The sequence below is a fragment of the Streptomyces sp. NPDC055103 genome (assembly GCF_053607625.1).
The window spans coordinates 5859-25455 of the sequence record NZ_JBSGTX010000012.1; the positions used below are offsets into that span (position 1 = coordinate 5859).

The 19597-nt window shown below is 72.8% G+C and carries 19 protein-coding genes and 1 riboswitch; of the genes, 11 read left to right on the forward strand and 8 right to left on the reverse strand.

Annotated features, from left to right (window positions below):
- The first annotated feature begins 216 nt into the window (after positions 1-216).
- The 6 genes from shc (at position 217) to ACWFR1_RS10450 (ending at position 6299) form a co-directional block, all read left to right on the forward strand.
- Positions 217-2253 (forward strand): squalene--hopene cyclase, encoded by a 2037-nt coding sequence (gene shc / locus ACWFR1_RS10425; RefSeq protein WP_453548790.1) that lies wholly within the window; start codon positions 217-219, stop codon positions 2251-2253.
- On the forward strand, positions 2253-2936 hold the full coding sequence (locus tag ACWFR1_RS10430; RefSeq protein WP_453548792.1) for a phosphorylase family protein: 684 nt from the start codon (positions 2253-2255) through the stop codon (positions 2934-2936). The genes shc and ACWFR1_RS10430 overlap by 1 nt, the downstream gene beginning before the upstream one ends.
- Positions 2937-2943: 7 nt before the next feature.
- Entirely contained in the window at positions 2944-3966 is a 1023-nt protein-coding gene (gene hpnH / locus ACWFR1_RS10435; RefSeq protein ID WP_055640437.1) for an adenosyl-hopene transferase HpnH, read from the forward strand.
- 22 nt (positions 3967-3988) lie between these two features.
- Complete coding sequence (locus tag ACWFR1_RS10440; protein ID WP_453548794.1) at positions 3989-5374, forward strand: aspartate aminotransferase family protein; 1386 nt, start codon at positions 3989-3991, stop codon at positions 5372-5374.
- Between the two features lie 86 nt (positions 5375-5460).
- Entirely contained in the window at positions 5461-6090 is a 630-nt protein-coding gene (locus ACWFR1_RS10445) for a helix-turn-helix domain-containing protein (protein WP_453548797.1), read from the forward strand.
- Positions 6091-6143: 53 nt separating this feature from the next.
- A complete protein-coding gene (locus ACWFR1_RS10450) occupies positions 6144-6299 on the forward strand; it encodes a DUF6126 family protein (protein ID WP_209497757.1) in 156 nt (51 codons plus the stop codon).
- A 12-nt stretch (positions 6300-6311) separates the two neighbouring features.
- Here ACWFR1_RS10450 and ACWFR1_RS10455 read toward each other — a convergent pair whose 3' ends face one another.
- Positions 6312-7133: a tyrosine-protein phosphatase gene (locus ACWFR1_RS10455; RefSeq protein WP_453548800.1), complete on the reverse strand. Its 822-nt coding sequence runs from the start codon at positions 7131-7133 to the stop codon at positions 6312-6314.
- A gap of 387 nt (positions 7134-7520) precedes the next feature.
- A riboswitch (cyclic di-AMP (ydaO/yuaA leader) is annotated at positions 7521-7682 on the forward strand.
- Between the two features lie 4 nt (positions 7683-7686).
- Between ACWFR1_RS10455 and ACWFR1_RS10460 the strand changes: the two genes are divergently transcribed.
- Positions 7687-8700 carry a M23 family metallopeptidase gene (locus ACWFR1_RS10460; protein ID WP_453548802.1) on the forward strand — a complete coding sequence of 338 codons (1014 nt, stop codon included), beginning with the start codon at positions 7687-7689 and terminating at the stop codon, positions 8698-8700.
- Between the two features lie 150 nt (positions 8701-8850).
- Complete coding sequence (locus ACWFR1_RS10465) at positions 8851-9645, forward strand: SGNH/GDSL hydrolase family protein (protein ID WP_453548804.1); 795 nt, start codon at positions 8851-8853, stop codon at positions 9643-9645.
- Here ACWFR1_RS10465 and ACWFR1_RS10470 read toward each other — a convergent pair.
- From ACWFR1_RS10470 to ACWFR1_RS10490, 5 genes are read right to left on the reverse strand one after another with little or no spacing between them, the layout of a single operon-like run.
- Positions 9632-10510 (reverse strand): STM4011 family radical SAM protein, encoded by an 879-nt coding sequence (locus tag ACWFR1_RS10470; RefSeq protein WP_453548806.1) that lies wholly within the window; start codon positions 10508-10510, stop codon positions 9632-9634. The genes ACWFR1_RS10465 and ACWFR1_RS10470 overlap by 14 nt on opposite strands.
- Before the next feature lie 8 nt (positions 10511-10518).
- Positions 10519-11853, reverse strand: coding sequence for an STM4012 family radical SAM protein (locus tag ACWFR1_RS10475; protein ID WP_453548808.1), 1335 nt, complete (start codon positions 11851-11853; stop codon positions 10519-10521).
- A complete protein-coding gene (locus ACWFR1_RS10480) occupies positions 11850-12671 on the reverse strand; it encodes an STM4013/SEN3800 family hydrolase (RefSeq protein WP_453548999.1) in 822 nt (273 codons plus the stop codon). The genes ACWFR1_RS10475 and ACWFR1_RS10480 overlap by 4 nt, the downstream gene beginning before the upstream one ends.
- 11 nt (positions 12672-12682) lie before the next feature.
- On the reverse strand, positions 12683-13846 hold the full coding sequence (locus tag ACWFR1_RS10485) for an STM4014 family protein (protein ID WP_453548810.1): 1164 nt from the start codon (positions 13844-13846) through the stop codon (positions 12683-12685).
- A complete protein-coding gene (locus ACWFR1_RS10490; RefSeq protein WP_453548812.1) occupies positions 13843-14832 on the reverse strand; it encodes an STM4015 family protein in 990 nt (329 codons plus the stop codon). The genes ACWFR1_RS10485 and ACWFR1_RS10490 overlap by 4 nt, the downstream gene beginning before the upstream one ends.
- 177 nt (positions 14833-15009) lie before the next feature.
- Between ACWFR1_RS10490 and ACWFR1_RS10495 the strand changes: the two genes are divergently transcribed.
- The 3 genes from ACWFR1_RS10495 (at position 15010) to ACWFR1_RS10505 (ending at position 17505) form a co-directional block, all read left to right on the forward strand.
- Positions 15010-15336, forward strand: coding sequence for a hypothetical protein (locus ACWFR1_RS10495; protein WP_453548814.1), 327 nt, complete (start codon positions 15010-15012; stop codon positions 15334-15336).
- A 27-nt stretch (positions 15337-15363) separates the two neighbouring features.
- Entirely contained in the window at positions 15364-16422 is a 1059-nt protein-coding gene (locus ACWFR1_RS10500) for a DUF6745 domain-containing protein (protein WP_453548816.1), read from the forward strand.
- Between the two features lie 141 nt (positions 16423-16563).
- Positions 16564-17505, forward strand: coding sequence for an SIMPL domain-containing protein (locus ACWFR1_RS10505; RefSeq protein ID WP_453548818.1), 942 nt, complete (start codon positions 16564-16566; stop codon positions 17503-17505).
- Between the two features lie 88 nt (positions 17506-17593).
- On the opposite strand, the gene ACWFR1_RS10510 is transcribed toward ACWFR1_RS10505, so the two are convergent.
- The gene (locus ACWFR1_RS10510; protein ID WP_453548820.1) at positions 17594-18238 is read right to left on the reverse strand and encodes a TetR/AcrR family transcriptional regulator; all 645 of its coding nucleotides are present in this window, start codon (positions 18236-18238) and stop codon (positions 17594-17596) included.
- Between the two features lie 98 nt (positions 18239-18336).
- The gene (locus tag ACWFR1_RS10515) at positions 18337-19515 is read right to left on the reverse strand and encodes a Glu/Leu/Phe/Val dehydrogenase dimerization domain-containing protein (RefSeq protein ID WP_453548823.1); all 1179 of its coding nucleotides are present in this window, start codon (positions 19513-19515) and stop codon (positions 18337-18339) included.
- Between the last annotated feature and the right edge of the window lie 82 nt (positions 19516-19597).

The following is a 19597-nucleotide window of genomic DNA, read 5'->3' on the forward strand; positions in this document are numbered from 1 at the left end:
GATACGGCGACCACCTATATATACACTGCTTTTGTCGTGGGCTGCTTCTTTTGTTTATATGATACTGCCACCGCGCGGGCCTTTTTGGTGGTGTTAGGTATTTTATTAACACCAACACCCTTATTTGTGTTCGCGGTCGCCGGCGGGGGCCTCCCGGCGCCGCCCGACGGCAGACCCGTAGAAGCAGAAGTAACCGACTGCCGCAAAGGGGAAGCCATGACAGCGACGACCGACGGAAGCTCCGGGGCCGTGGGCCCCCGGGCGGCCGCGGCCAGCACCACGCACGACACCACGGTGCCGGAGGGATCCTCCGACGCGTGGGAGAGACTCGACGAGAGCGCCGCACGGGCCGCGGAGCGCGCCGTCGAGCACCTGCTCGCCCGCCAGGACCCGGCGGGCTGGTGGAAGGGCGACCTGGAGACCAACGTCACCATGGACGCCGAGGACCTGCTCCTCCGCCAGTTCCTGGGCATCCTCGACGCCGACACCCTCCGGGCCGCGGCCCTCCACATCCGCCGCGAGCAGCGCGAGGACGGCGCCTGGGCCACCTTCTACGGCGGCGCCGGCGACCTCTCCACGACGGTCGAGGCCTATGTGGCCCTGCGACTCGCGGGTGACCCGCCGGAGGCCCCGCACATGGCCCGCGCCTCCGCATGGGTGCGCGCCCGGGGCGGGATCGCCGCCGCCCGGGTCTTCACCCGGATCTGGCTGGCCCTCTTCGGCTGGTGGCGCTGGGAGGACCTGCCCGAACTGCCCCCCGAGCTGCTCTTCCTGCCGAAGTGGTTCCCGCTCAACATCTACGACTTCGGCTGCTGGGCCCGGCAGACGATCGTGCCGCTCACCGTGGTCTCCGCGAAGCGCCCGGTCCGCCCCGCGCCCTTCCCGCTCGACGAGCTGCACACCGACCCCGCCCGGCCCAACCCGCCCCGGCCCCTCGCTCCGGCCACCGGCTGGGACGGGATCTTCCAGCGGCTCGACAAGGCGCTCCACGCCTACCACCGGATCGCTCCGCGCGCGCTGCGCGGGACCGCCATGAACATGGCCGCGCGGTGGATCATCGAGCGCCAGGAGAACGACGGCTGCTGGGGCGGCATCCAGCCGCCCGCCGTCTACTCGGTCATCGCCCTCCACCTCCTCGGCTACGACCTCGAACACCCGGTCATGCGCGCGGGCCTGGAGTCCCTCGACCGGTTCGCGGTCTGGCGCGAGGACGGTCCCCCTGGGCCTGACGGCCAGGGAGGTACCCCCACCCGCATGGTCGAGGCCTGTCAGTCACCCGTCTGGGACACCTGTCTCGCGACCATCGCACTCGCCGACGCCGGGCTCCGCCCCGACCACCCGGCGCTCGTGAAGGCCGTGGACTGGATGCTGGACGAGGAGATCACCAGGACGGGCGACTGGGCCGTGCGCCGCCCCGGACTCCCGCCGGGCGGCTGGGCGTTCGAGTTCCACAACGACAACTACCCCGACATCGACGACACCGCCGAGGTCCTCCTCGCCCTGCGCCGGGTCGACCACCCCGACCCCGCCCGGGTGGAGGCGGCCATCGCCCGGGGCGCGCGCTGGACGCTCGGGATGCAGTCGCGCAACGGCGCCTGGGGAGCCTTCGACGCCGACAACACCAGCGCGTTCCCCAACAAGCTGCCGTTCTGCGACTTCGGCGAGGTGATCGACCCGCCGTCCGCCGACGTCACCGCCCATGTGGTGGAGATGCTCGCCTACGAGGGACAGGCCCGAAACCCCCGTACGCGCAGGGGAATCGAGTGGCTTCTCGCCGAACAGGAGCCGAACGGCGCCTGGTTCGGCCGCTGGGGCGTCAACCACGTGTACGGGACGGGCTCGGTGCTGCCGGCCCTGACCGCCGCCGGACTGCCCGCCTCGCATCCGGCGATCCGCCGGGCCGTCGGCTGGCTGGGCTCCGTCCAGAACGAGGACGGGGGCTGGGGCGAGGACCTCCGCTCGTACGAGGACGAGCGGTGGATCGGACGCGGCGTCTCCACCGCCTCCCAGACGGCGTGGGCGCTCATCGCCCTCCTCGCGGCCGGGGAGCGGGACTCCGAGCCCGTCCGGCGGGGCGTCGCCTGGCTCACGGAGACGCAGCGCGAGGACGGCTCATGGGACGAGCCGTACTTCACCGGCACCGGCTTCCCCTGGGACTTCTCCATCAACTACCACCTCTACCGCCTGGTCTTCCCGCTCACGGCCCTCGGACGGTACGTGCACGGGGAGCCCTCGCCCGGGAAGGGGCGCTGATGGGACACGAGCCGGGTCCGGGCCCTCGTCCCGCCGCCGCTCCGCCGCTGCTGATCGCCTGCGCGCTCGGCATCGAGCGGTTCGCCCTGCGCAGCGGGGGCAGCGGCGGCGCCCCCGGCCCGGTGACCGTGGTGCGTACGGGCATGGGCCCGGCGCACGCCCGCCGGACCGTGGCCCGGGTGCTCGGCGAGGAGCGGTGGGCCGACGCGGCCGTCATCGCCTCCGGCTTCTGCGCGGGGCTCGGCCCCGGCATGCACCCGGGGGACCTGATCGTCGCCGAGGAGACCCGCGGCCCCGACGGCACGACCCCCTGTGTCGGCACCGATCTCCTGGTGAAGGCGCTGGTCAGAGCCGTACCCGGGAGGACCGTACACACCGGCCCGCTGACCGGCTCCGACCATGTGGTGCGCGGCCCCGAGCGCGCCGCGCTGCGGGCCACCGGCGCGATCGCCGTCGACATGGAGTCCGCGGCGACCTTGCGTACCGCGCGGGAGGCCGGCCGGCTCGGGGGCGGACCGGACGCCCGCCCGGTTGCGGCCGTCCGGGTGGTCGTGGACGCTCCAGAACATGAACTGGTCCGGATCGGCACGGTACGCGGGGGAATATCGGCCTTCCGTGTTCTCCGTGCCGTCCTTCCCGCGTTCTTCGAATGGCACCGTTCTTTGCTGCTCCCCAGGAGGTGAGCGAGTTATGGCCATGCCGCTCCGTCAGTCCATCAGGGTCGGGACCTACCTCTTCGAACAGAAGCTCCGCAAGCGGGACAAGTTCCCGCTGATCGTCGAGCTGGAGCCGCTCTACGCCTGCAACCTCGCGTGCGAGGGCTGCGGGAAGATCCAGCACCCGGCGGGTGTCCTCAAGCAGCGCATGCCGGTCGCGCAGGCGGTCGGCGCGGTCCTGGAGTCCGGCGCCCCCATGGTGTCCATCGCGGGCGGCGAGCCCTTGATGCACCCTCAGATCCACGAGATCGTGCGCCAGTTGGTGGCCCGGAGGAAGTACGTCTTCCTCTGCACCAACGCGATGCTGCTCCGCAAGAAGCTGGACAAGTTCACGCCCTCGCCGTACTTCGCCTTCGCCGTGCACATCGACGGCCTGCGCGAGCGGCACGACGAATCCGTCGCCAAGGAGGGTGTGTTCGACGAGGCGGTGGCGGCCATCAAGGAGGCCAAGCGGCGCGGCTTCCGTGTCACCACCAATTCGACCTTCTTCAACACGGACACCCCGCAGACCATCATCGAGGTGCTCAACTTCCTCAACGACGACCTCCAGGTCGACGAAATGATGATCTCGCCCGCCTACGCCTACGAGAAGGCACCCGACCAGGAGCACTTCCTCGGCGTCGAGCAGACCCGCGAACTCTTCAAGAAGGCCTTCGCGGGCGGAAACCGGCGCCGCTGGCGCCTCAACCACTCGCCGCTCTTCCTGGACTTCCTCGAAGGAAAGGCCGATTTCCCCTGCACGGCCTGGGCCATTCCCAACTACTCGCTCTTCGGCTGGCAGCGCCCCTGCTATCTGATGAGCGACGGCTACGTCCCCACGTACCGCGAACTCGTCGAGGACACCGACTGGGACAAGTACGGCCGCGGAAAGGACCCGCGCTGCGCCAATTGCATGGCGCACTGCGGATACGAGCCCACCGCCGTCCTCGCCACGATGGGGTCCCTCAAGGAGTCCCTGCGCGCGATCAGGGAGACCGTCTCCGGGAACAGCGCGTGAGGACGGGGGAGGTGGCCGGGCGATGAGCGGGGAGTTCGACCTGCGGGCGCTGCTCGCCGAGCGCGGCGACGAGCGGTACGAGCTGCACGCCAAGTACCTCAACCACCAGCTGCCGCGCATGCTCCGCACCATCGGCTTCGACAAGGTGTACGAGCGGGCCGAGGGCGCCCACTTCTGGGACGCCGACGGTGTCGACCACCTCGACATGCTCGCCGGCTTCGGCGTGATGGGCCTCGGACGGCACCACCCCGTCGTCCGCAAGGCCCTCCACGACGTCCTGGACGCCCAGCTCGCCGACCTCACGCGCTTCGACTGCCAGCCCCTGCCGGGGCTGCTCGCCGAGCGACTGCTCACCCACAGCCCGCACCTCGACCGGGTCTTCTTCGGCAACAGCGGCACCGAGGCCGTGGAGACCGCCCTGAAGTTCGCCCGGTACGCCACCGGGCGGCCCAGGGTCCTCTACTGCGCCCACGCCTTCCACGGGCTCACCACCGGCTCCCTCTCCGTCAACGGCGAGCAGGGTTTCCGGGAGGGCTTCGACCCGCTCCTTCCGGACACCGCGATCGCCCTCGGCGACCTCGAAGCCCTGGAGCGGGAGCTGCGGCGGGGCGACGTGGCCGCCTTCGTCGTGGAGCCGATCCAGGGCAAGGGCGTCCACGAGGCGCCCCCGGGCTTCCTGCGGGCCGCCCAGGAGCTGCTGCACCGGCACGGCGCGCTGCTCATCGCGGACGAGGTGCAGACCGGCCTCGGCAGGACCGGCGACTTCTACGCGTACCAGCACGAGCCGGGGGTCGAACCGGACCTGGTCTGCGTCGCCAAGGCGCTCTCCGGGGGCTACGTCCCGGTCGGCGCCACCCTCGGCAAGGACTGGATCTTCAAGAAGGTCTACTCGTCGATGGACCGCGTCCTGGTCCACTCGGCGAGCTTCGGATCGAACGCGCAGGCCATGGCGGCCGGGCTCGCCGTCCTCTCGGTCATGGAGGACGAGGACACCGTCGCCCACGTCCGGCGGATCGGCGGGCTGCTCCGGTCCCGTCTTGAGGAGCTCGTGCCCCGGTACGAGCTGCTGCACGAGGTGCGCGGACGTGGTCTGATGATCGGGATCGAGTTCGGCAGGCCGACGTCACTGGGGCTGCGCGGCCGCTGGGCCATGCTCCAGGCGGCCCGCAAGGGGCTCTTCGCCCAGATGGTCGTCGTGCCCCTGCTCCAGCGGCACCGGATCCTGACCCAGGTCTCCGGGGACCACCTGGAGGTGATCAAGCTGATCCCGCCGCTGGTCATCGACGAGGCGGACGTGGACCGGTTCGTCACCGCCTTCACGGCGGTCATGGACGAGGCCCACGGCGGTGGCGGACTGATGTGGGACTTCGGGAGGACACTGGTGAAGCAGGCCGTGGCGCAGCGCTGAAGACCGTCGCCCGCGCCCAGGCCAGAGGGTTTTGCCTCTGAGGCAAGAAACTTGCCTCAGAGGCATGATCCTGGCGCAATGGATGCATGGACCACGCCCCCGGGGAGACCTCCCCGGACCCCGCCACCTCCGGCGTCCTGCCCGACGTCGCCCCGCAGCTGCGGGCCCTGCGCCGCCGCCGGGGACTCACCCTGGAGGCCGCCGCCCAGCGGGCCGGCCTCTCCCCGGCGCACCTCTCGCGCCTGGAGACGGGGAACCGGCAACCCTCGCTGCCGATGCTGCTGGCCCTCGCCCGTATCTACGGTACGACGGTCTCCGAGCTCCTCGGCGAGACACCGCCCGAGCGCGACCCCGTCGTCCGGGCCGGCCGCTCCGAGCCCGTCGAGGCCGACGGCTGGATCTACCGGCAGGCCGGCGGCGCCGGGCGGGCGCTCCAGTGCCTTCGCGTCCACGTGCCGTACGCCACCCGGGCCGACATCGTGCGCGTCCACCCCGGCGAGGAGTGGATCCACGTCCTGGAGGGGCGGGTGCGGCTGGCGCTGGGTGACGCCGTGCACGTCCTCGACGCCGGAGACAGCGCGCACTTCGACTCGCTCACCCCGCACCGCATCGGCGCCGCCACCCCCGGCGGGGCCGAGCTGCTCTTCGTTCACACCCTGATGCAGAGTCCCGTCGCCGAGCTGTGCCTCGGTGACGGAACCCCGCACCGTCGCTGACCCCCCGCGTACCCCTTCGCGGGAACGCGCCCCTTCGTCAGAAAAGGACCGAGATGTCCGAGAAGTCACGAGCTGTCACCGGCGAGGAGCGCGGGGAAGGCAAGTTCCCCAAGGGCCTGGTCCTCCGCCTCTTCGCGTACCTGGTCGCCGGGCACCTCTTCGCCGGCTTCCTCTATCTGCTCTTCATGCTGGGCGGGCAGAACCAGTAGGCGGGGTGCCGCCTACGCCTCGGCGAGGAAGCGCTCCCGCAGGCGCTCGCGGGTCTCCGGGGCCAGCTTGAGTCCCTCCGTGAGGTAGGTCTCCACCGAACCCCAGGTCACGTCGATCGTCTCGAACGCGGCCCGCAGATACTCCACCCGCGCGTCGAAGAGCGGGCTCAGCAGCTCCATCACCTCGGGCGACATCGCGTCCGCGGCGGTGGAGCTGCGGCGCACCTTGTAGCGGCGGTGCGGGTCGTTCGACTTCACGTAGTCGGCCTCGATCGCCTCGCGCTCGACGCCGAGGGCGAGCAGCGTGATCGCGATGGAGAGGCCGGCGCGGTCCTTGCCCGCCGCGCAGTGCATCAGCGCCGGGACGCTCTCCTCCGCCATGGAGTGCAGGATCCGGCTGTGCTCCGACGTCCGCTCGACGATCATCTTGCGGTACGAATCGGACATCCGGGCGGCCGCCTTGCCGTCGCCCAGGATCTCCCGCAGCTGCGCGATGTCGCCGTCGCGCACCAGCTTCCAGAACTCCTTGCCGTCGGCCGGGTCGTTGAGGGGTATGTTCACGTTCCGCACGCCGGGGAGCTCGACGTCCGCCCCCTCGACCTTGCGGTCGGCCTCGTTGCGGAAGTCGAAGACGGTGTGCAGGCCCAGCGTGGTGAGGAAGGCGGCGTCCGCCTCGGTGGCGTGGGCGAGGTGGCCGCTGCGGAAGAGGCGTCCGGGCCGCACGGCGCGCCCGTCCGTCGTCGGCAGGCCGCCCACGTCCCGGAAGTTGCGGACCTCGGCCAGCTCGGGCTCGTTCGCTTCGGTGGGCGGGACCTGCGGCAGCTGCTGCGTCACGGATGCTCCTGGGGGTCGACGTTCGGGGGCCCGATGCGAGATCGGTGCCTAGGACAATCATCCAGGTGGGAGGGGGTCCGCGCACCCCCTCGGACGGGAATGGGTGATCTGTCCGAAATGGGGCGTTAAGGGGAACGCGCCCTGTTTGCAGGCGAGATGGGCGGTGCCGCGTGAGCAGGGTCATAGAAGTGACGGATCGTGGCCGACGGCCCCGAGCAATTGCCGTACGGAAAAAGGAAATCGAAGGACCGTCATCAACGGAGGGTGACCGGATTTCCGCCCGAAATTCGCCCCGGTCAATACCGGGTGGAATTCGCGGCTTGTTTGCTCCGACCTCGCTCGTCTAGCGTCACCGTCAATCCGGTCGGACCGCCGAATCCTGCCACCGTCCGGAATCCGCACTCATCCCATGCGTGGCAGGAGCGGGGGACCCAGGAAGTACGCCGGTCCCGCGACACAGGACGGCTTGGGGTGAAGCCGCGTGAGAACGCGGCCGGGCATCTCCAGTCCGAACCCGACAGCTCACCTCGTAGGCGCCGGAGAGGAATTCGCCATGCCCGCGAAGGGTAAGCACCGCCGTCCGAAGATCAATTCCCTCACCCGGGGTCTCGTCGTCGCCAGTACGGGAGGCGCCGTCGTCGCGCTCCCGCTCCTCGGCGCCACCGGAGCCCACGCCGCCGAGCAGGCCGCCCCGGCCGCCGTCCCCGCCCAGGCCGTCGCCGCCGCCCAGGTGAAGGCGCCCGCCGCCCTCCAGGCCGCGCCCGCCGTGACGAAGGCCGCGTCGAAGACGTACTCCGTCGTCAGCGGTGACTACCTGTCGAAGATCGCCACCGAGCACCACCTCGCGGGCGGCTGGCAGAAGCTGTACGAGGACAACCGCCAGGTCGTCGGCGAGAACCCCTCGCTGATCCTGCCCGGCATGAAGCTCACCCTCGGCGCCAAGAACACCGCCGCCGCGCAGAGCGCCGCGCCCAAGACCGCCGCCCCCAAGAGCGCCGCGCCCAAGGCCGCCCCGAAGAGCACGCAGAGCTCCGAGAAGAACGGCGACACCTCGCGCGCCTCCCGGAGCAGCGAGCGCTCCTCCGCCCCGGCCGCCGCCTCGGAGTCCTCCTCCTCGCAGTCGGCGCGGACCTCGCAGTCGGCGGGGTCCTCGACCTCCGCGTCCGGCTGGGTCGCCCCCGTCAGCGGTGGCTTCTCCACCCCGTACCGTGCCTCCGGCTCCATGTGGTCCTCCGGCTACCACACCGGTGTCGACTTCATCGCCTCCTCCGGCACGACCGTCCGCGCCGTCGGCGCCGGCACCGTCGTCTCCGCCGGCTGGAGCGGTTCGTACGGCAACGAGGTCGTCATCCAGCACGCCGACGGCAACTACTCGCAGTACGCGCACCTCTCCTCCCTCTCCGTCTCGTCCGGCCAGTCCGTCAGCGGCGGCCAGCAGATCGGCCTCTCCGGCTCGACCGGCAACTCCACCGGCCCGCACCTGCACTTCGAGATCCGTACCTCTCCGAACTACGGCTCCGACGTCGACCCGCTGGCCTACCTCCGCCAGCACGGCGTCTCCGTCTGACACGGACGCACCACGACGGCCCGGCACCCAGGTGCCGGGCCGTCGGCGTATTCCGGCTTGGGGGAATCTTTATCGGTGGCATATGTCACCCTCCGTCAACCCCTCCTTACGGTCGCGTAGGTCACATCCGAAAGGGAAGGATGTGCTCCCGTGGCAGACGATTCGAGATCAAGAGACAAGAACGCATTCGGGTCGTACGCGGCGATCGGTGACAGCTTCACCGAGGGCGTCGGAGACCCCGGGCCCGACGGGACCTACGTCGGCTGGGCGGACCGGTTCGCGGTCCTGCTCGCCGACCAGCTGCCGGAGCAGGACGAGTTCCGCTACGCCAACCTGGCCGTACGCGGACGCCTGCTCGACCAGATCGTCGCCGAACAGGTCCCCCGCGCGAAGGAACTCGCCCCCGACCTGGTGACCTTCTGTGCCGGCGGCAACGACATCATCCGGCCCGGTACGGACCCCGACGACGTGGCCGAGCGCTTCGAGCGCGCCGTCGCGGACCTGACCTCCGCCGTCGGCACCGTCATGGTGACCACCGGCTTCGACACCCGGGACATCCCCGTGCTCCGGCACCTGCGCGGGAAGATCGCCACCTACACGGCCCACGTCCGGTCCATCGCGGACCGCTACGACTGTCCGGTCCTCGACCTGTGGTCGCTCAGGTCCGTGCAGGACCTGCGGGCCTGGGACGACGACCGGCTGCACCTCTCGCCCGACGGCCACACCCGTGTCGCCCTGCGCGCCGCCCAGGTCCTCGGCCTGCCGGTGCCGGCCGACCCGGACCAGCCGTGGCCGCCGCGCCCCCCGCGCGGCACGCTGGAGGTGCGCCGCGACGACATCCACTGGGCCAAGGAGTACCTCGTGCCGTGGATCGGGCGCAGGCTGCGCGGCGAGAGCTCGGGCGACCACGTCGAGGCCAAGCGCCCCGACCTCATGCCTCTCTGAGAGCCCTTCCGAGGGGCGACGGACCGCCGGCCGGGATCCGCTCCAGGACCCCGCCGGCGAACACGTCGTACAGCGGCAGCGTCTCCAGATGGACGTAGCCGATGTGGCAGTCGCAGACGGCGAGGGGGCAGGCCCGGGGGCGCAGCGCGGCACGGTACGACCCGTCGTACAGGTTGCCCAGCTCGGCCTTGACGAAGTGGCAGCGCCGCACCGTCCCCTCGCCGTCCACCGAGATCACCGACTCGCCCGTACGGCACGGCAGCCCCGCCGAGCGGTGCGGCCGTCTGCTGTACGGGAAGAGGGGATCGATCCCCGTCCACTCCTCTGCCTCCGCGTCCGTGTACGTGTGCCCCTCGGCCGCGTTCACCCAGAGGTAGACGTGCGGCGGCAGGGCGGCGCGGAGCCTGCGGGCGTCCTCCCGGTGCTCGGGCAGGCCCACCACACCGACGCTGAACCGGATGCCCCGGTCCGTCAGCTCGCGGCACTTGCCGAGGAACCGCCCGTACGGCGTCTGGCCCGGGTGGAAGGTGCACCAGAGGGCGACGGTCTCCGGGTCCGCGTCCGCCAGCCAGTCGGTCCGGCAGCTCAGATTCGTCTGGATCGCGACCCGCTCGACGTGCGGCAGCCGTGACAGGTCGACGAGCGCCCGCCGGTACCAGGAGCGCACCAGGCCCTCGCCCCACGGGGTGAAGAGGATCCGCAGCCGGTCGCCGGTCTGCCCGGCGGCCCACCCCGTGAACCGGTCGAGCGCGGCCCGGTCCGCGCGCAGCTGCTCGCGGCTGTCCCGGCGCTTGGCGAAGGGACAGTAAGGGCAGTCGAAGTCGCAGGAGGCGAGCGGGCCGCGGTACAGCAGCGTCAGATCCATGCCCGCCCCTACTTCGGCTCGTACGCGGCCATGGCGGCCCGCACGTCGGGCGAGAACAGCTCCGGGCCGAGCCCGTCCGAGTACGCGAGCCCCTCGGGCGAGAGCCGGAGCAGCCCCGCGGGGGCGTCCGCGTCGAGCCAGCCGAGGGCCTCGAACCGGGCCAGCTCGGCCGGGAAGTCCGCGAACGGCGAGGAACCGAACCGCTCCTCGTAGCCGGCGACCGGCATGCCCTCGGCCTGGAGCAGGGACTGGAGCAGATGGCGGCGGCGGGCCTCCTCCGCGTCGACCCACCGGCCCACCTCGACGCGCGAGAAGTCCTCGGTCTCCGTGTAGGCGTCGATGATCGAGCGGATCTCGCGCATGTCGACGGCGTAGTCGAAGGAGTAGTGCAGCGCCGAGGTGTACGAGCGCGCCCCGCAGCCCAGGCCGATCATCCCGTCCGTCTGGCAGGCGTAGTCGTCCGGGCCGAGGGGAACGGCGTCCGTCCGCCGGAACATCCGCATCGACACCTGCTCGTAGCCGTGAGCCCGGAGGTGGTCCCGGCCGTACCGGTAGAGGCGCAGCCGGTGCTCGTCCCACTCGTGGTCGGCGGCGGGGGTCAGCCGGCCGAGGCCGGTGAGCGGACGGACGTACAGCGGGTAGAGGTACAGCTCCTCGGGGCGCCAGGCGAGCGCCGCGTCGAGCGAGGAGCGCCAGGACTCCTCGGTCTGGCCGTCGATGCCGTAGATGAGGTCGATGTTCAGGACGGGCACGCCGGTGTCCCGGATCCTGCCGAGCGCGGCCTCGACGTCCGCGCGCCGCTGCGGCCGGACCGCCGCCCGGGCCTCCGCCTCCACGAAGCTCTGCACCCCGATGCTGAGACGGGTCGCGCCGCGCTCGGCGAGGAGCGCGAGCCGGTCGGCGGTCGCGGTCGCGGGGGAGGTCTCGACGGAGAGCGGTACCGCCCGCAGGTCGACGCCCATCCGCTTCTCGGCGATGTCGCAGAGCCGCTCCAGCTCGGCGGCGGTGAGGAAGGTGGGCGTGCCGCCGCCGAACGCGGCCGTCGCGAACCGAACCGGGGCCCGGTCTCCGAGCGCCTCGCGGACCGCCGTGGCCTGGCGGTCGAGGGCGTCGAGATAGCGGGTGGTCAGCTCGTCGGGCGCGCCGATGCGGGTGAAGAGGTTGCAGAAACCGCAGCGGACCTCGCAGAACGGTATGTGCGCGTAGAGCGACAGCGCGTCCCTCGGCTCCCCCTCCCAGAGGGCGCCGAGGGAGGGCCGCTCGGGGAGCGCGCGGTACGCCGTCTTGTGCGGATAGGCGTAGACGTAGCTGCGGTACGGGCGCGGGGTGGTGGTCTCGCTCATGCCGCCGCCTCCGGCTCGGGGCCGTCCAGGACGAACTGCGCGTACGGCACGGTCCACACGACCTCGTGGCCGAGCCGGTGACCGGTGTGGCCGTCCTCCCCGTACGCGGTGCCGTGGTCCGAGCAGACGATCGCGAAGCAGGGCCGCCGGCGGCTCATCGCGGCGAAGAGCCGTCCGATGTGCCGGTCGACGTACTCGAGGGCCGCCGCGTGCGTGGCCCGGGAGTCGCCGGCCTCGCGGGTCGCCCCGGGCAGGTGGAACCAGTTGGGCTGGTGCAGCGCGGACACGTTGACGAAGAGGAAGAGCCGGCGCTCGTGGGGGAGCGCGGCCACGACCTCCTCGGCACGGGCCACCTGGGACTCGAAGGAGGTCGGGGACGCGACGCCGAAGGACGGCTCCCAGTGGCTCTCCTGGAACAGGTCCGGGAGCACCGAGCCGAGGGGCGGCTGCTTGTTGAAGAAGCCCACACCGCCGACGCAGACCGTCCGGTAGCCCTCGCCCGCGAGTGCCGAGACGAGGTCCGGGGTGTCGTGGACGTAGGTGCCGTCGGCGGTCGACTCGCTGCCCGCGAAACGGGCCGCGAAGAGCCGGGGGTGCGGTCCCGGGGCGTCCGGCGTCGGCAGGAAGCCGGCGAAGATCGCCTGGTGGGAGGCGTACGTGAAGCTGCCGGGCGCGTGCCGGCGCTCCCAGGCCCCGCCGGGCAGGTGCCGGGCGAGGTGGGGGAGGCGCCCCTCGGCCGCCAGCTCGGCCGCCACGTCGTACCGCAGCGTGTCGAGGGTGACCAGGAGCAGGTCGTGGCTGCCGACGATCGCGTTCATGTCGGGCTGGTTCACGTGGTGCTCGTTCCTGTGGTGCGGGGGATCGCGTGAGGGGGGCGGGTGTCGGTGCGGCCGGCCCGGGGGAACTGCGCGGCGACCTGCGCCGCGTACGTGTCGAGGCCCTCCGCCCAGCGGCCCGGAAGGCCCGTGAGCCCGGGCAGCAGATCGCCGAAGGCGTTCACCTCGCCCACCGCGAAGCGGCGCCAGCCGGTGGCGGGCAGCAGGTCGACGCCCACGCACCGGGTGCCGGGGAAGGCGGCCGCGGCCCGCTCGCACACGTCGAGCGCGTCCTCCCACCGCCCGCCGGCCGCGGCGATCGCGGCCCGTGCGGCGGCCAGGTCGCCCCGGGCGCCGCCCAGATGCAGATTGGTCATGGGGGAGCGGCTGGTGCGGACGACGGCATGGGTGGCCCGGCCGTCGATCACCACCACCCGCAGATCGGCGGCGCGGCCGTCCTGCGTGGCCTTCGGCAGCCAGCGCTCGACGTGCAGTCCGTCGGGGGCGAGGGCGTCCACGATCGCGGCGATCTCCCGCTCGCTCGTGTAGCGCCGCACCCGCAGGGAGTTGAAGAGACGGCCGTCCGGTACGCGCTCCACCGAGGTGGTCGCCTGGATCCTGCCCGCTCCGTTCGTCTCCACCGCGAGCACCCCCGAGGCGGACGAGCCGTGCGCCGGCTTCACGAACACCCGGCGCAGCCCGGCCGTGTCGAGCAGCGAACGGAGGTCCGCCCAGCCGCCCACGGCCGGGGCGGCGGGGCCGGAGGTCGGCGACTCGGGCACCGGCACGCCGGCCGCCCGAAGCCGGCCGTGGCTCAGCCGCTTGTCGAACAGGACCGCGAGCTCGCCGGGGTCGTCGACCAGGGCCGCACCCGCCTCCGCCACGGCCTGCGAGAGCGCCGGGACGGCGGCCGTGAACCGGGCGTACCAGCGGCCGGAGCCCTCGACCCGCGCCGGGTCGTCGACCCCGCGCAGCAGCCGGTCGGCCTCCGCGTCCTCGCCGGGCGAGTCCAGTCGTACGGTCTCGCCGGCGGCGAACCGGGCCCGGCCGCACAGCACGTCCGGCCAGGACACCACCCGCGCCCCGGGCAGCCCGGCGGCCCGCAGCGCGTCCTGGAAGAACGCGACGCGGCGGCCCGCCGGATCACCGACGACGACGAGGCGCGGGGCGGTGGTCATTCGGCGACCGCGACGTAACGGTAGACCTCGCCGTCGCCGTCGTCCTCCGCCTCCTGCGGGTCGTCGAGGACGACCGTGACGCCGTGCGGGGCGAGCGCGCCGCGGACCCGGTCGCGCATGGCCTCCGACAGGTAGTGGTGGGAGAGGTCGAGGTGGGTGAGGTGGGTCAGCGGCTGCCCGTCGAGGAGGGCCGTCGCACCCTCGTCGGTGAGGACGCCCATGGAGAGGTCGAGGCGCTCGATCCTGGCGACGACCGGGGCGCCGGCCACGGCCGCGGCGACGTCGTCCTGGATGACGCTGTTGCACAGGCCCAGGCTGCGCAGGGCGGGGAAGGCCGTCCCGGTGAGCAGGGGCGCGAGGTCCTCGGTGTTGCTGTCACCGCCGTACTGGTCGGTGCCGAGCCAGATCCGCAGGTTCTCCAGGGCGGGCAGCTCGCTGCCGACGATCCCGCGCACGACCTCGGCCGGCAGGCCGCCGGACTCGACCACCAGGGTCTCCAGGCTGTCGTGACGGATCGACGGGAAGGCCAGTTCCGTGGCCCCGCGGACCCCGAACTCCCGCAGGGCCGGGTAGGCGGCGAGCAGCGGCGTCACGTCGGACTGGATGATCCACGAGATCTCGCAGTCCTCGAACGTCATGTCCCCGAGGAACACCGCCCGCAGGTCCGTGAGCCGGTCACGGGCGGCGATCAGCGCCGCGACGACGGGGGCGGACGAGTTCTCGTACGGCTCGTCCCAGCCTCCGACGACCAGGGCACGCACCCGCTCCGGGTCGACCGTCTTGAGGAACCGCTCGAAGAGCGGCTCCCAGTGCTCGTCCCCGGGGTCGCTGTACGTCGGGGCGGAGATCCGCCAGGCGACCGCGGCGGCGTCGGGAAGCGGGGTGGACGCGGCCGCGTCCGCCTCCCCGTCGGCGTCCGCGCGGGCGCCCGGGAAGTCGAACACGGGAAGGCCGTGGAACTCGCTCTGGTAATTCCCGATGGTCATGACGGTGCTCCAGACAACGGACGACGTTGATCGGCTGATGCGAAGAGTTCTACCAAGCGGCACCGACAACGCCGTTCGCCGGGGGCCGCTCGGCCGGGCTCGGGGCGATTGTCAGACCCTGCCCCTAGCGTCGTTCTCGTGTTCGGTCGCACCGGGCCGAACGGGAAGGGGAGAGCCATGTACCGGCAGGGAGACGTGCTGATCGCGCCCGTCGAGGAGGCGGCCGTACCGCCCCGCGCGAAGACCGCGGCGGGGGAGCCGCGGGACGTCAGGGGCCGGCTCGTCCTCGCCCTCGGCGAGGTGACCGGGCACGCCCACGCGATTCCCGGACCCGGCCGGCTCGTGCGGGAGTCGGGCCCGCTCGGCCCGCTGCTGCTCGAACTGCCCGAGGGCGGCCGGGTGGTGCACGAGGAGCACGCCCCGATAGCCCTGCCCAAGGGCTGGTACCGGGTCGTGCGGCAGCGCGAGTACGTCCCCGGCGCCTTCCGGATCGTCGCGGACTGACGGCCCGACGGACGTGAGGGGCTCGAGATGTGCAAGGACGAGGACTTGGGGGACACCGGCATGAACCGCACCACCGCACAGGACAAGTGGCGGGCCGTCGCCGCGGCCACCGGACCGGCCGATCGCGCCGCCGCCGAGGCCGGGATACGGCTCGCCTACCGCACGGCCGGGCTCGCCGAGCCCGCGCGCGTGCTCTGGGCCGACTCGCCGCTCGCGGCCGTCGCGCTCGTCCGGGGCCTCACCGACCCGGGCCGTTCGGTACGGGACGAGGTCCGCACCCGGCCCTGGGCCGAGGAGCGGCGAAGCCTCCACGACGCGCTCGGTCCCGCGGGCTGGGCGGCGCACTGGCAGGCGACCGGCGCGGGGCTCTGGGACCTCACGCGGGCGCTCGCCGACCGCATCCGGGCCGGGGTGACCGAGGCCGCCGCGGAAAGAGTCACCGACGGGACCGCGCGGGAGGCGACCGCGGTGCGGCTCGTGCTGCTCGACGCGGTGCTCGGGCAGCACGACGCCGCCTGGCTGGCTGCCTTCGACGGGCGGGGCGGGCGGCTCGCGGGGCTCGCCGCCGTAGCGGAGCACGCCGGCTGGTGGTGGCCCTACGAGAAGGTCGCCGTGGTCTGCGAGCGCCCGGTGGAGCTCCACCGGGACGAGGCAGGGCGCCTCGACCGGGGCGACGGCCCGGCACTCGCGTACCCCGACGGCTTCGCCCTGCACGCCTGGCGCGGCATGCCGGTGGACGCCGACTTCCTGGCGGATCTCGTCGACCTCACCCCCGAACTGATACGCGCGGAGCGGAACGCCGAACTGCGGCGCGTGATGCTGGAGTACTACGGCTACGACCGCTACCTCGCCGACTCGGACGCCCGGCACGTGCACCGTGACGAGACGGGTGTCCTGTGGCGTGTCGAACTGGCCGACGACGAGGACGTGGTGATGGTCGAGGTGGTCAACTCCACCCCCGAACCGGACGGCAGCCACCGCACGTACTGGCTGCGCGTGCCTCCCTCGACCCGGACTGCCCGGGAGGGCGTGGCCTGGACCTTCGGGCTGGAGTCCGACGCGTACGCGCCGCTCGTCCAGACCTGAGCGCGGCTCGGCGGCGGGGCCCCGGCTGGTACGGAGAGGTGAAGGCGGCCGCCGGTCAGGAGTGGCGTGCGGGAGGCGGCGGCGCAGGGTGCTGGGATGTGCGCGCCGGAGCCCCGGCAGCCACCCCTGAAGGGACCGCCTGTGACGACCCGCCAGCCCCGGACCGCCCGCACCGCGACCACCGCTCGTACCGCTCGTGCCGCCGGGATCGCCCGCACCGCGACGGATGCCCGCACCACGACGACCGCCCGTGCTGTGACGACGGCCCGTGCTGTGACGACGGCCCGTGCTGTGACGACGGCCCGTGCTGTGACGACGGCCCGTGCTGTGACGACGGCCCGCGCCGCCCGTCTGCTCGCCGCCACCGCCGTGCTCGGCGGGCTGCTCGTCGCCACGGCCGCCCCCGCCCTGGCCGCGGCCCCCGAGCGGGCCTCCCTGCGCACCGCCGCCCGGTCGGCCGCGCCGGCCACGGTCTCGGTCACCGGGAGCGGCCGGGCGGCCGCCGCACCGGATCTGGCGATCCTGTCCGTCGGGGTCGAGGCCACCCGCAAGACGGCGAAGGAGGCGATGGCGGCGCAGAACACCGCCGCCCAGGCTCTCCTTGACGTGCTGCACACGGAGGGGATCGCGGACCGCGACATCCGGACGGACAGCCTCTCGCTCTCCCCGGTGTACTCGCAGAACACCGACGGGGAGAGCAAGGTGACCGGCTACCAGGCCGGGCAGTCGTTCTCCGTGAAGGTCCGCGACCTCGACAGGACCGGCCAGGTCATCGGCGCCGTCAACGACGCCACCGGCGACGCCGGCCGGATCAACGGCGTCGTCTTCGACGTCGCCGACCCGTCGGCGCTGCGGGTGAAGGCGCGTGAGGCCGCCTTCCAGGACGCGTACGAGAAGGCCTCGCAGCACGCGCGGCTCAGCGGACACCGGCTCGGCCGGCTGGTCTCGCTCAGCGAGGGCGACTCGATGCGTCCGGGCCCCGGCGCCGTCCCCGCGATGCCCGCGGACGAGCCGGGCGTCCCGCTGGCACCCGGCGAGATCGAGGAGCAGGTCACCGTCTCTGCGGTCTTCGAACTGATCTGACGAGGAGAGCCCAGCCACTGCGGTCACGGCGACCGACGGCGCCGCCGGGACCGGTCCCTCCGCCGCGCGCGGGCCGACAGGACACGCGCTAGAGGCCGGTCGGCGCCGGCGCTCCGTCCCGCTCGCCGTCACGGGGCTCCTCGGGCAGGCCCAGCTCCCGGTCCAGGGCGGCGTTCGCCCACCGCAGCAGCGTGGCGCGCGACAGGGAGCCGGCGTACGCCGTCGTCTGTACCGCGAGCCCGTCGAGGAACGCGGTGAGCCGCCAGGCCGCCGCGGTCGGATCCGCGCAGCGGAACTCGCCGGCCGCGGCCCCCTCCGCCATCACCCGGGCCAGCTCCGCCTTCCACTCCCGGTCCAGCGAGGCGGCGACCCCGCGCAGCTCGGGATCGCGCAGCGAGGCGGCCCATCCCTCGATCCATAGTCGCCAGCCCTTGGCCCGCCCGGTCGGGGCGTACCAGCGCACGGCCGCGCGCAGCCGACGCACCGCCGTGGAGCGGCGTCCGAGCAACTGGCGCAGACGGGCGAGATCACCCTCGGCCGCGTGCGAGAAGGCGGCCGCGACCAGCTGTTCCTTGGTCGAGAAGTGATAGAGCACCAGGGCGTTGCTCACCCCGAGCGCCGAGGCCACGTCGGAGATCCGGACGGCCGGGACGCCCCGGGCCTCGATCTGTTCGACGGCGGCCCGCAGCAGCTCCTCACGCCGCTCCGCCACGCTCAACCGCACTCTCGCCACGACGGGCAGCCTACACAGCACATGACAAGGGCATGATCGCCGACGGGCCGACGGGCCGACCGCGCGCCTGGGGGCGAGGGACGGGCGGCCTGGCCTGGTCAGTACCAGCCGTAGCGCTCGGCGATCACCGGCAGCCGCTCCTCGACCAGCGCGTGCGCCGCGGCGCGCGGGCCGGTGCCGTCCGCCGCCGCCCGGTCGAGCATGCCGCCCACCAGCTCCCGCATGGACCGGCGTACCCGGGCGAAGGCCTGATCGGCGTCGGCCTCGATGTCACCGAAGAGCGTCCACCACCACCAGGCGTTCGTGCACGAGTTCACGACGACATCGGGCAGCACGGTCACCCCGCGCGCCGCGAGGGCCTCCTCGGCCTCCGGGAGCACCGGCATGTTGGCCGCCTCCGCGATCCAGCGGGCCGTGATCCGTCCCTGGTTCCCGGCGTCGATCGCGTACGAGACGGCCGCCGGGACCAGGACCTCCGCGTCGACCGCGAGCCAGGCGTCCCGGGGCTCCTCCCGGTCGCCGGGCCGCAGGGCCGCGCGGTCGACCGCGCCATGGGCGTCGCGGGCGGCGAGCAGGGACTCGACGTCGAGGCCGTCGGGGTTCACGATCGTGCCCCGGACGTCGGCGACCGCCACCACGCGCAGCCCGGCCCGGGCCAGGAAGCGGGCGGTGGCCCCGCCCATCGTGCCGAGCCCCTGCACCGACACCCGGGTCCCGGCGTGCTCCCGCCCGGCCCGGTCGAGGGCGACGAGTACGGATTCGGCCACTCCCAGGCCGCCCACCAGTTCGTCGAGCCCGATGCCGTCCACCTCGATCGCGAACGCGTCGGAGAGCCGCTTCCGGGCCGTCGCCTCGTCCTCCAGGAGCGGGTACACGGCCTGCACGGAGGAGACGAGACCGGCCTCGGCCGCGGCCCGGTCCACCAGGTCCTGGGTGAGCCCGAGGTCCTCCCCGGTGGTCCAGAACCGCTCGATGTACGGCCGCATGGCCCGCAGGTAGCGCACGAGGACGCCGTACGCCTCGGGGGAGCGGGGGTCGCAGTCGATGCCGCCCTTGGCGCCGCCCAGCGGGACGTACCGGGCCTCGGGGTCGTAGTGCAGGGCCTCCTTCATGGTCATGCCGCGGGCGAGCCCGGTGACCTCGGCGACCGTGCACCCCTCGCGCATCCGCAGCCCGCCGCTGGCCACCCCGCGCACCAGCCTGTCGACGACCAGATGGCCGCGGCGGCCGGTCACGTGATCGGTCCAGTCGACGGACAGCAAGGGGGTGGGGCTCATCGCGGGGGTCTCCTCAGGAGGGTTTTTTACTGAACAACGGTTCAGTATGACCGGTCTCCCCGACCGTCCGCGGCGCGGGCCG

Bases quoted from the DNA above. Each gene is read 5' to 3' on its own strand.
- shc (WP_453548790.1), top strand. From the start codon at position 217: ATGACAGCGACGACCGACGGAAGCTCCGGGGCCGTGGGCCCCCGGGCG.
- ACWFR1_RS10430 (WP_453548792.1), top strand. From the start codon at position 2,253: ATGGGACACGAGCCGGGTCCGGGCCCTCGTCCCGCCGCCGCTCCGCCG.
- hpnH (WP_055640437.1), top strand. From the start codon at position 2,944: ATGGCCATGCCGCTCCGTCAGTCCATCAGGGTCGGGACCTACCTCTTC.
- ACWFR1_RS10440 (WP_453548794.1), top strand. From the start codon at position 3,989: ATGAGCGGGGAGTTCGACCTGCGGGCGCTGCTCGCCGAGCGCGGCGAC.
- ACWFR1_RS10445 (WP_453548797.1), top strand. From the start codon at position 5,461: ATGGACCACGCCCCCGGGGAGACCTCCCCGGACCCCGCCACCTCCGGC.
- ACWFR1_RS10450 (WP_209497757.1), top strand. From the start codon at position 6,144: ATGTCCGAGAAGTCACGAGCTGTCACCGGCGAGGAGCGCGGGGAAGGC.
- ACWFR1_RS10460 (WP_453548802.1), top strand. From the start codon at position 7,687: ATGCCCGCGAAGGGTAAGCACCGCCGTCCGAAGATCAATTCCCTCACC.
- ACWFR1_RS10470 (WP_453548806.1), bottom strand. From the start codon at position 10,510: ATGGATCTGACGCTGCTGTACCGCGGCCCGCTCGCCTCCTGCGACTTC.
- ACWFR1_RS10475 (WP_453548808.1), bottom strand. From the start codon at position 11,853: ATGAGCGAGACCACCACCCCGCGCCCGTACCGCAGCTACGTCTACGCC.
- ACWFR1_RS10480 (WP_453548999.1), bottom strand. From the start codon at position 12,671: ATGAACGCGATCGTCGGCAGCCACGACCTGCTCCTGGTCACCCTCGAC.
- ACWFR1_RS10485 (WP_453548810.1), bottom strand. From the start codon at position 13,846: ATGACCACCGCCCCGCGCCTCGTCGTCGTCGGTGATCCGGCGGGCCGC.
- ACWFR1_RS10490 (WP_453548812.1), bottom strand. From the start codon at position 14,832: ATGACCATCGGGAATTACCAGAGCGAGTTCCACGGCCTTCCCGTGTTC.
- ACWFR1_RS10495 (WP_453548814.1), top strand. From the start codon at position 15,010: ATGTACCGGCAGGGAGACGTGCTGATCGCGCCCGTCGAGGAGGCGGCC.
- ACWFR1_RS10500 (WP_453548816.1), top strand. From the start codon at position 15,364: ATGTGCAAGGACGAGGACTTGGGGGACACCGGCATGAACCGCACCACC.
- ACWFR1_RS10515 (WP_453548823.1), bottom strand. From the start codon at position 19,515: ATGAGCCCCACCCCCTTGCTGTCCGTCGACTGGACCGATCACGTGACC.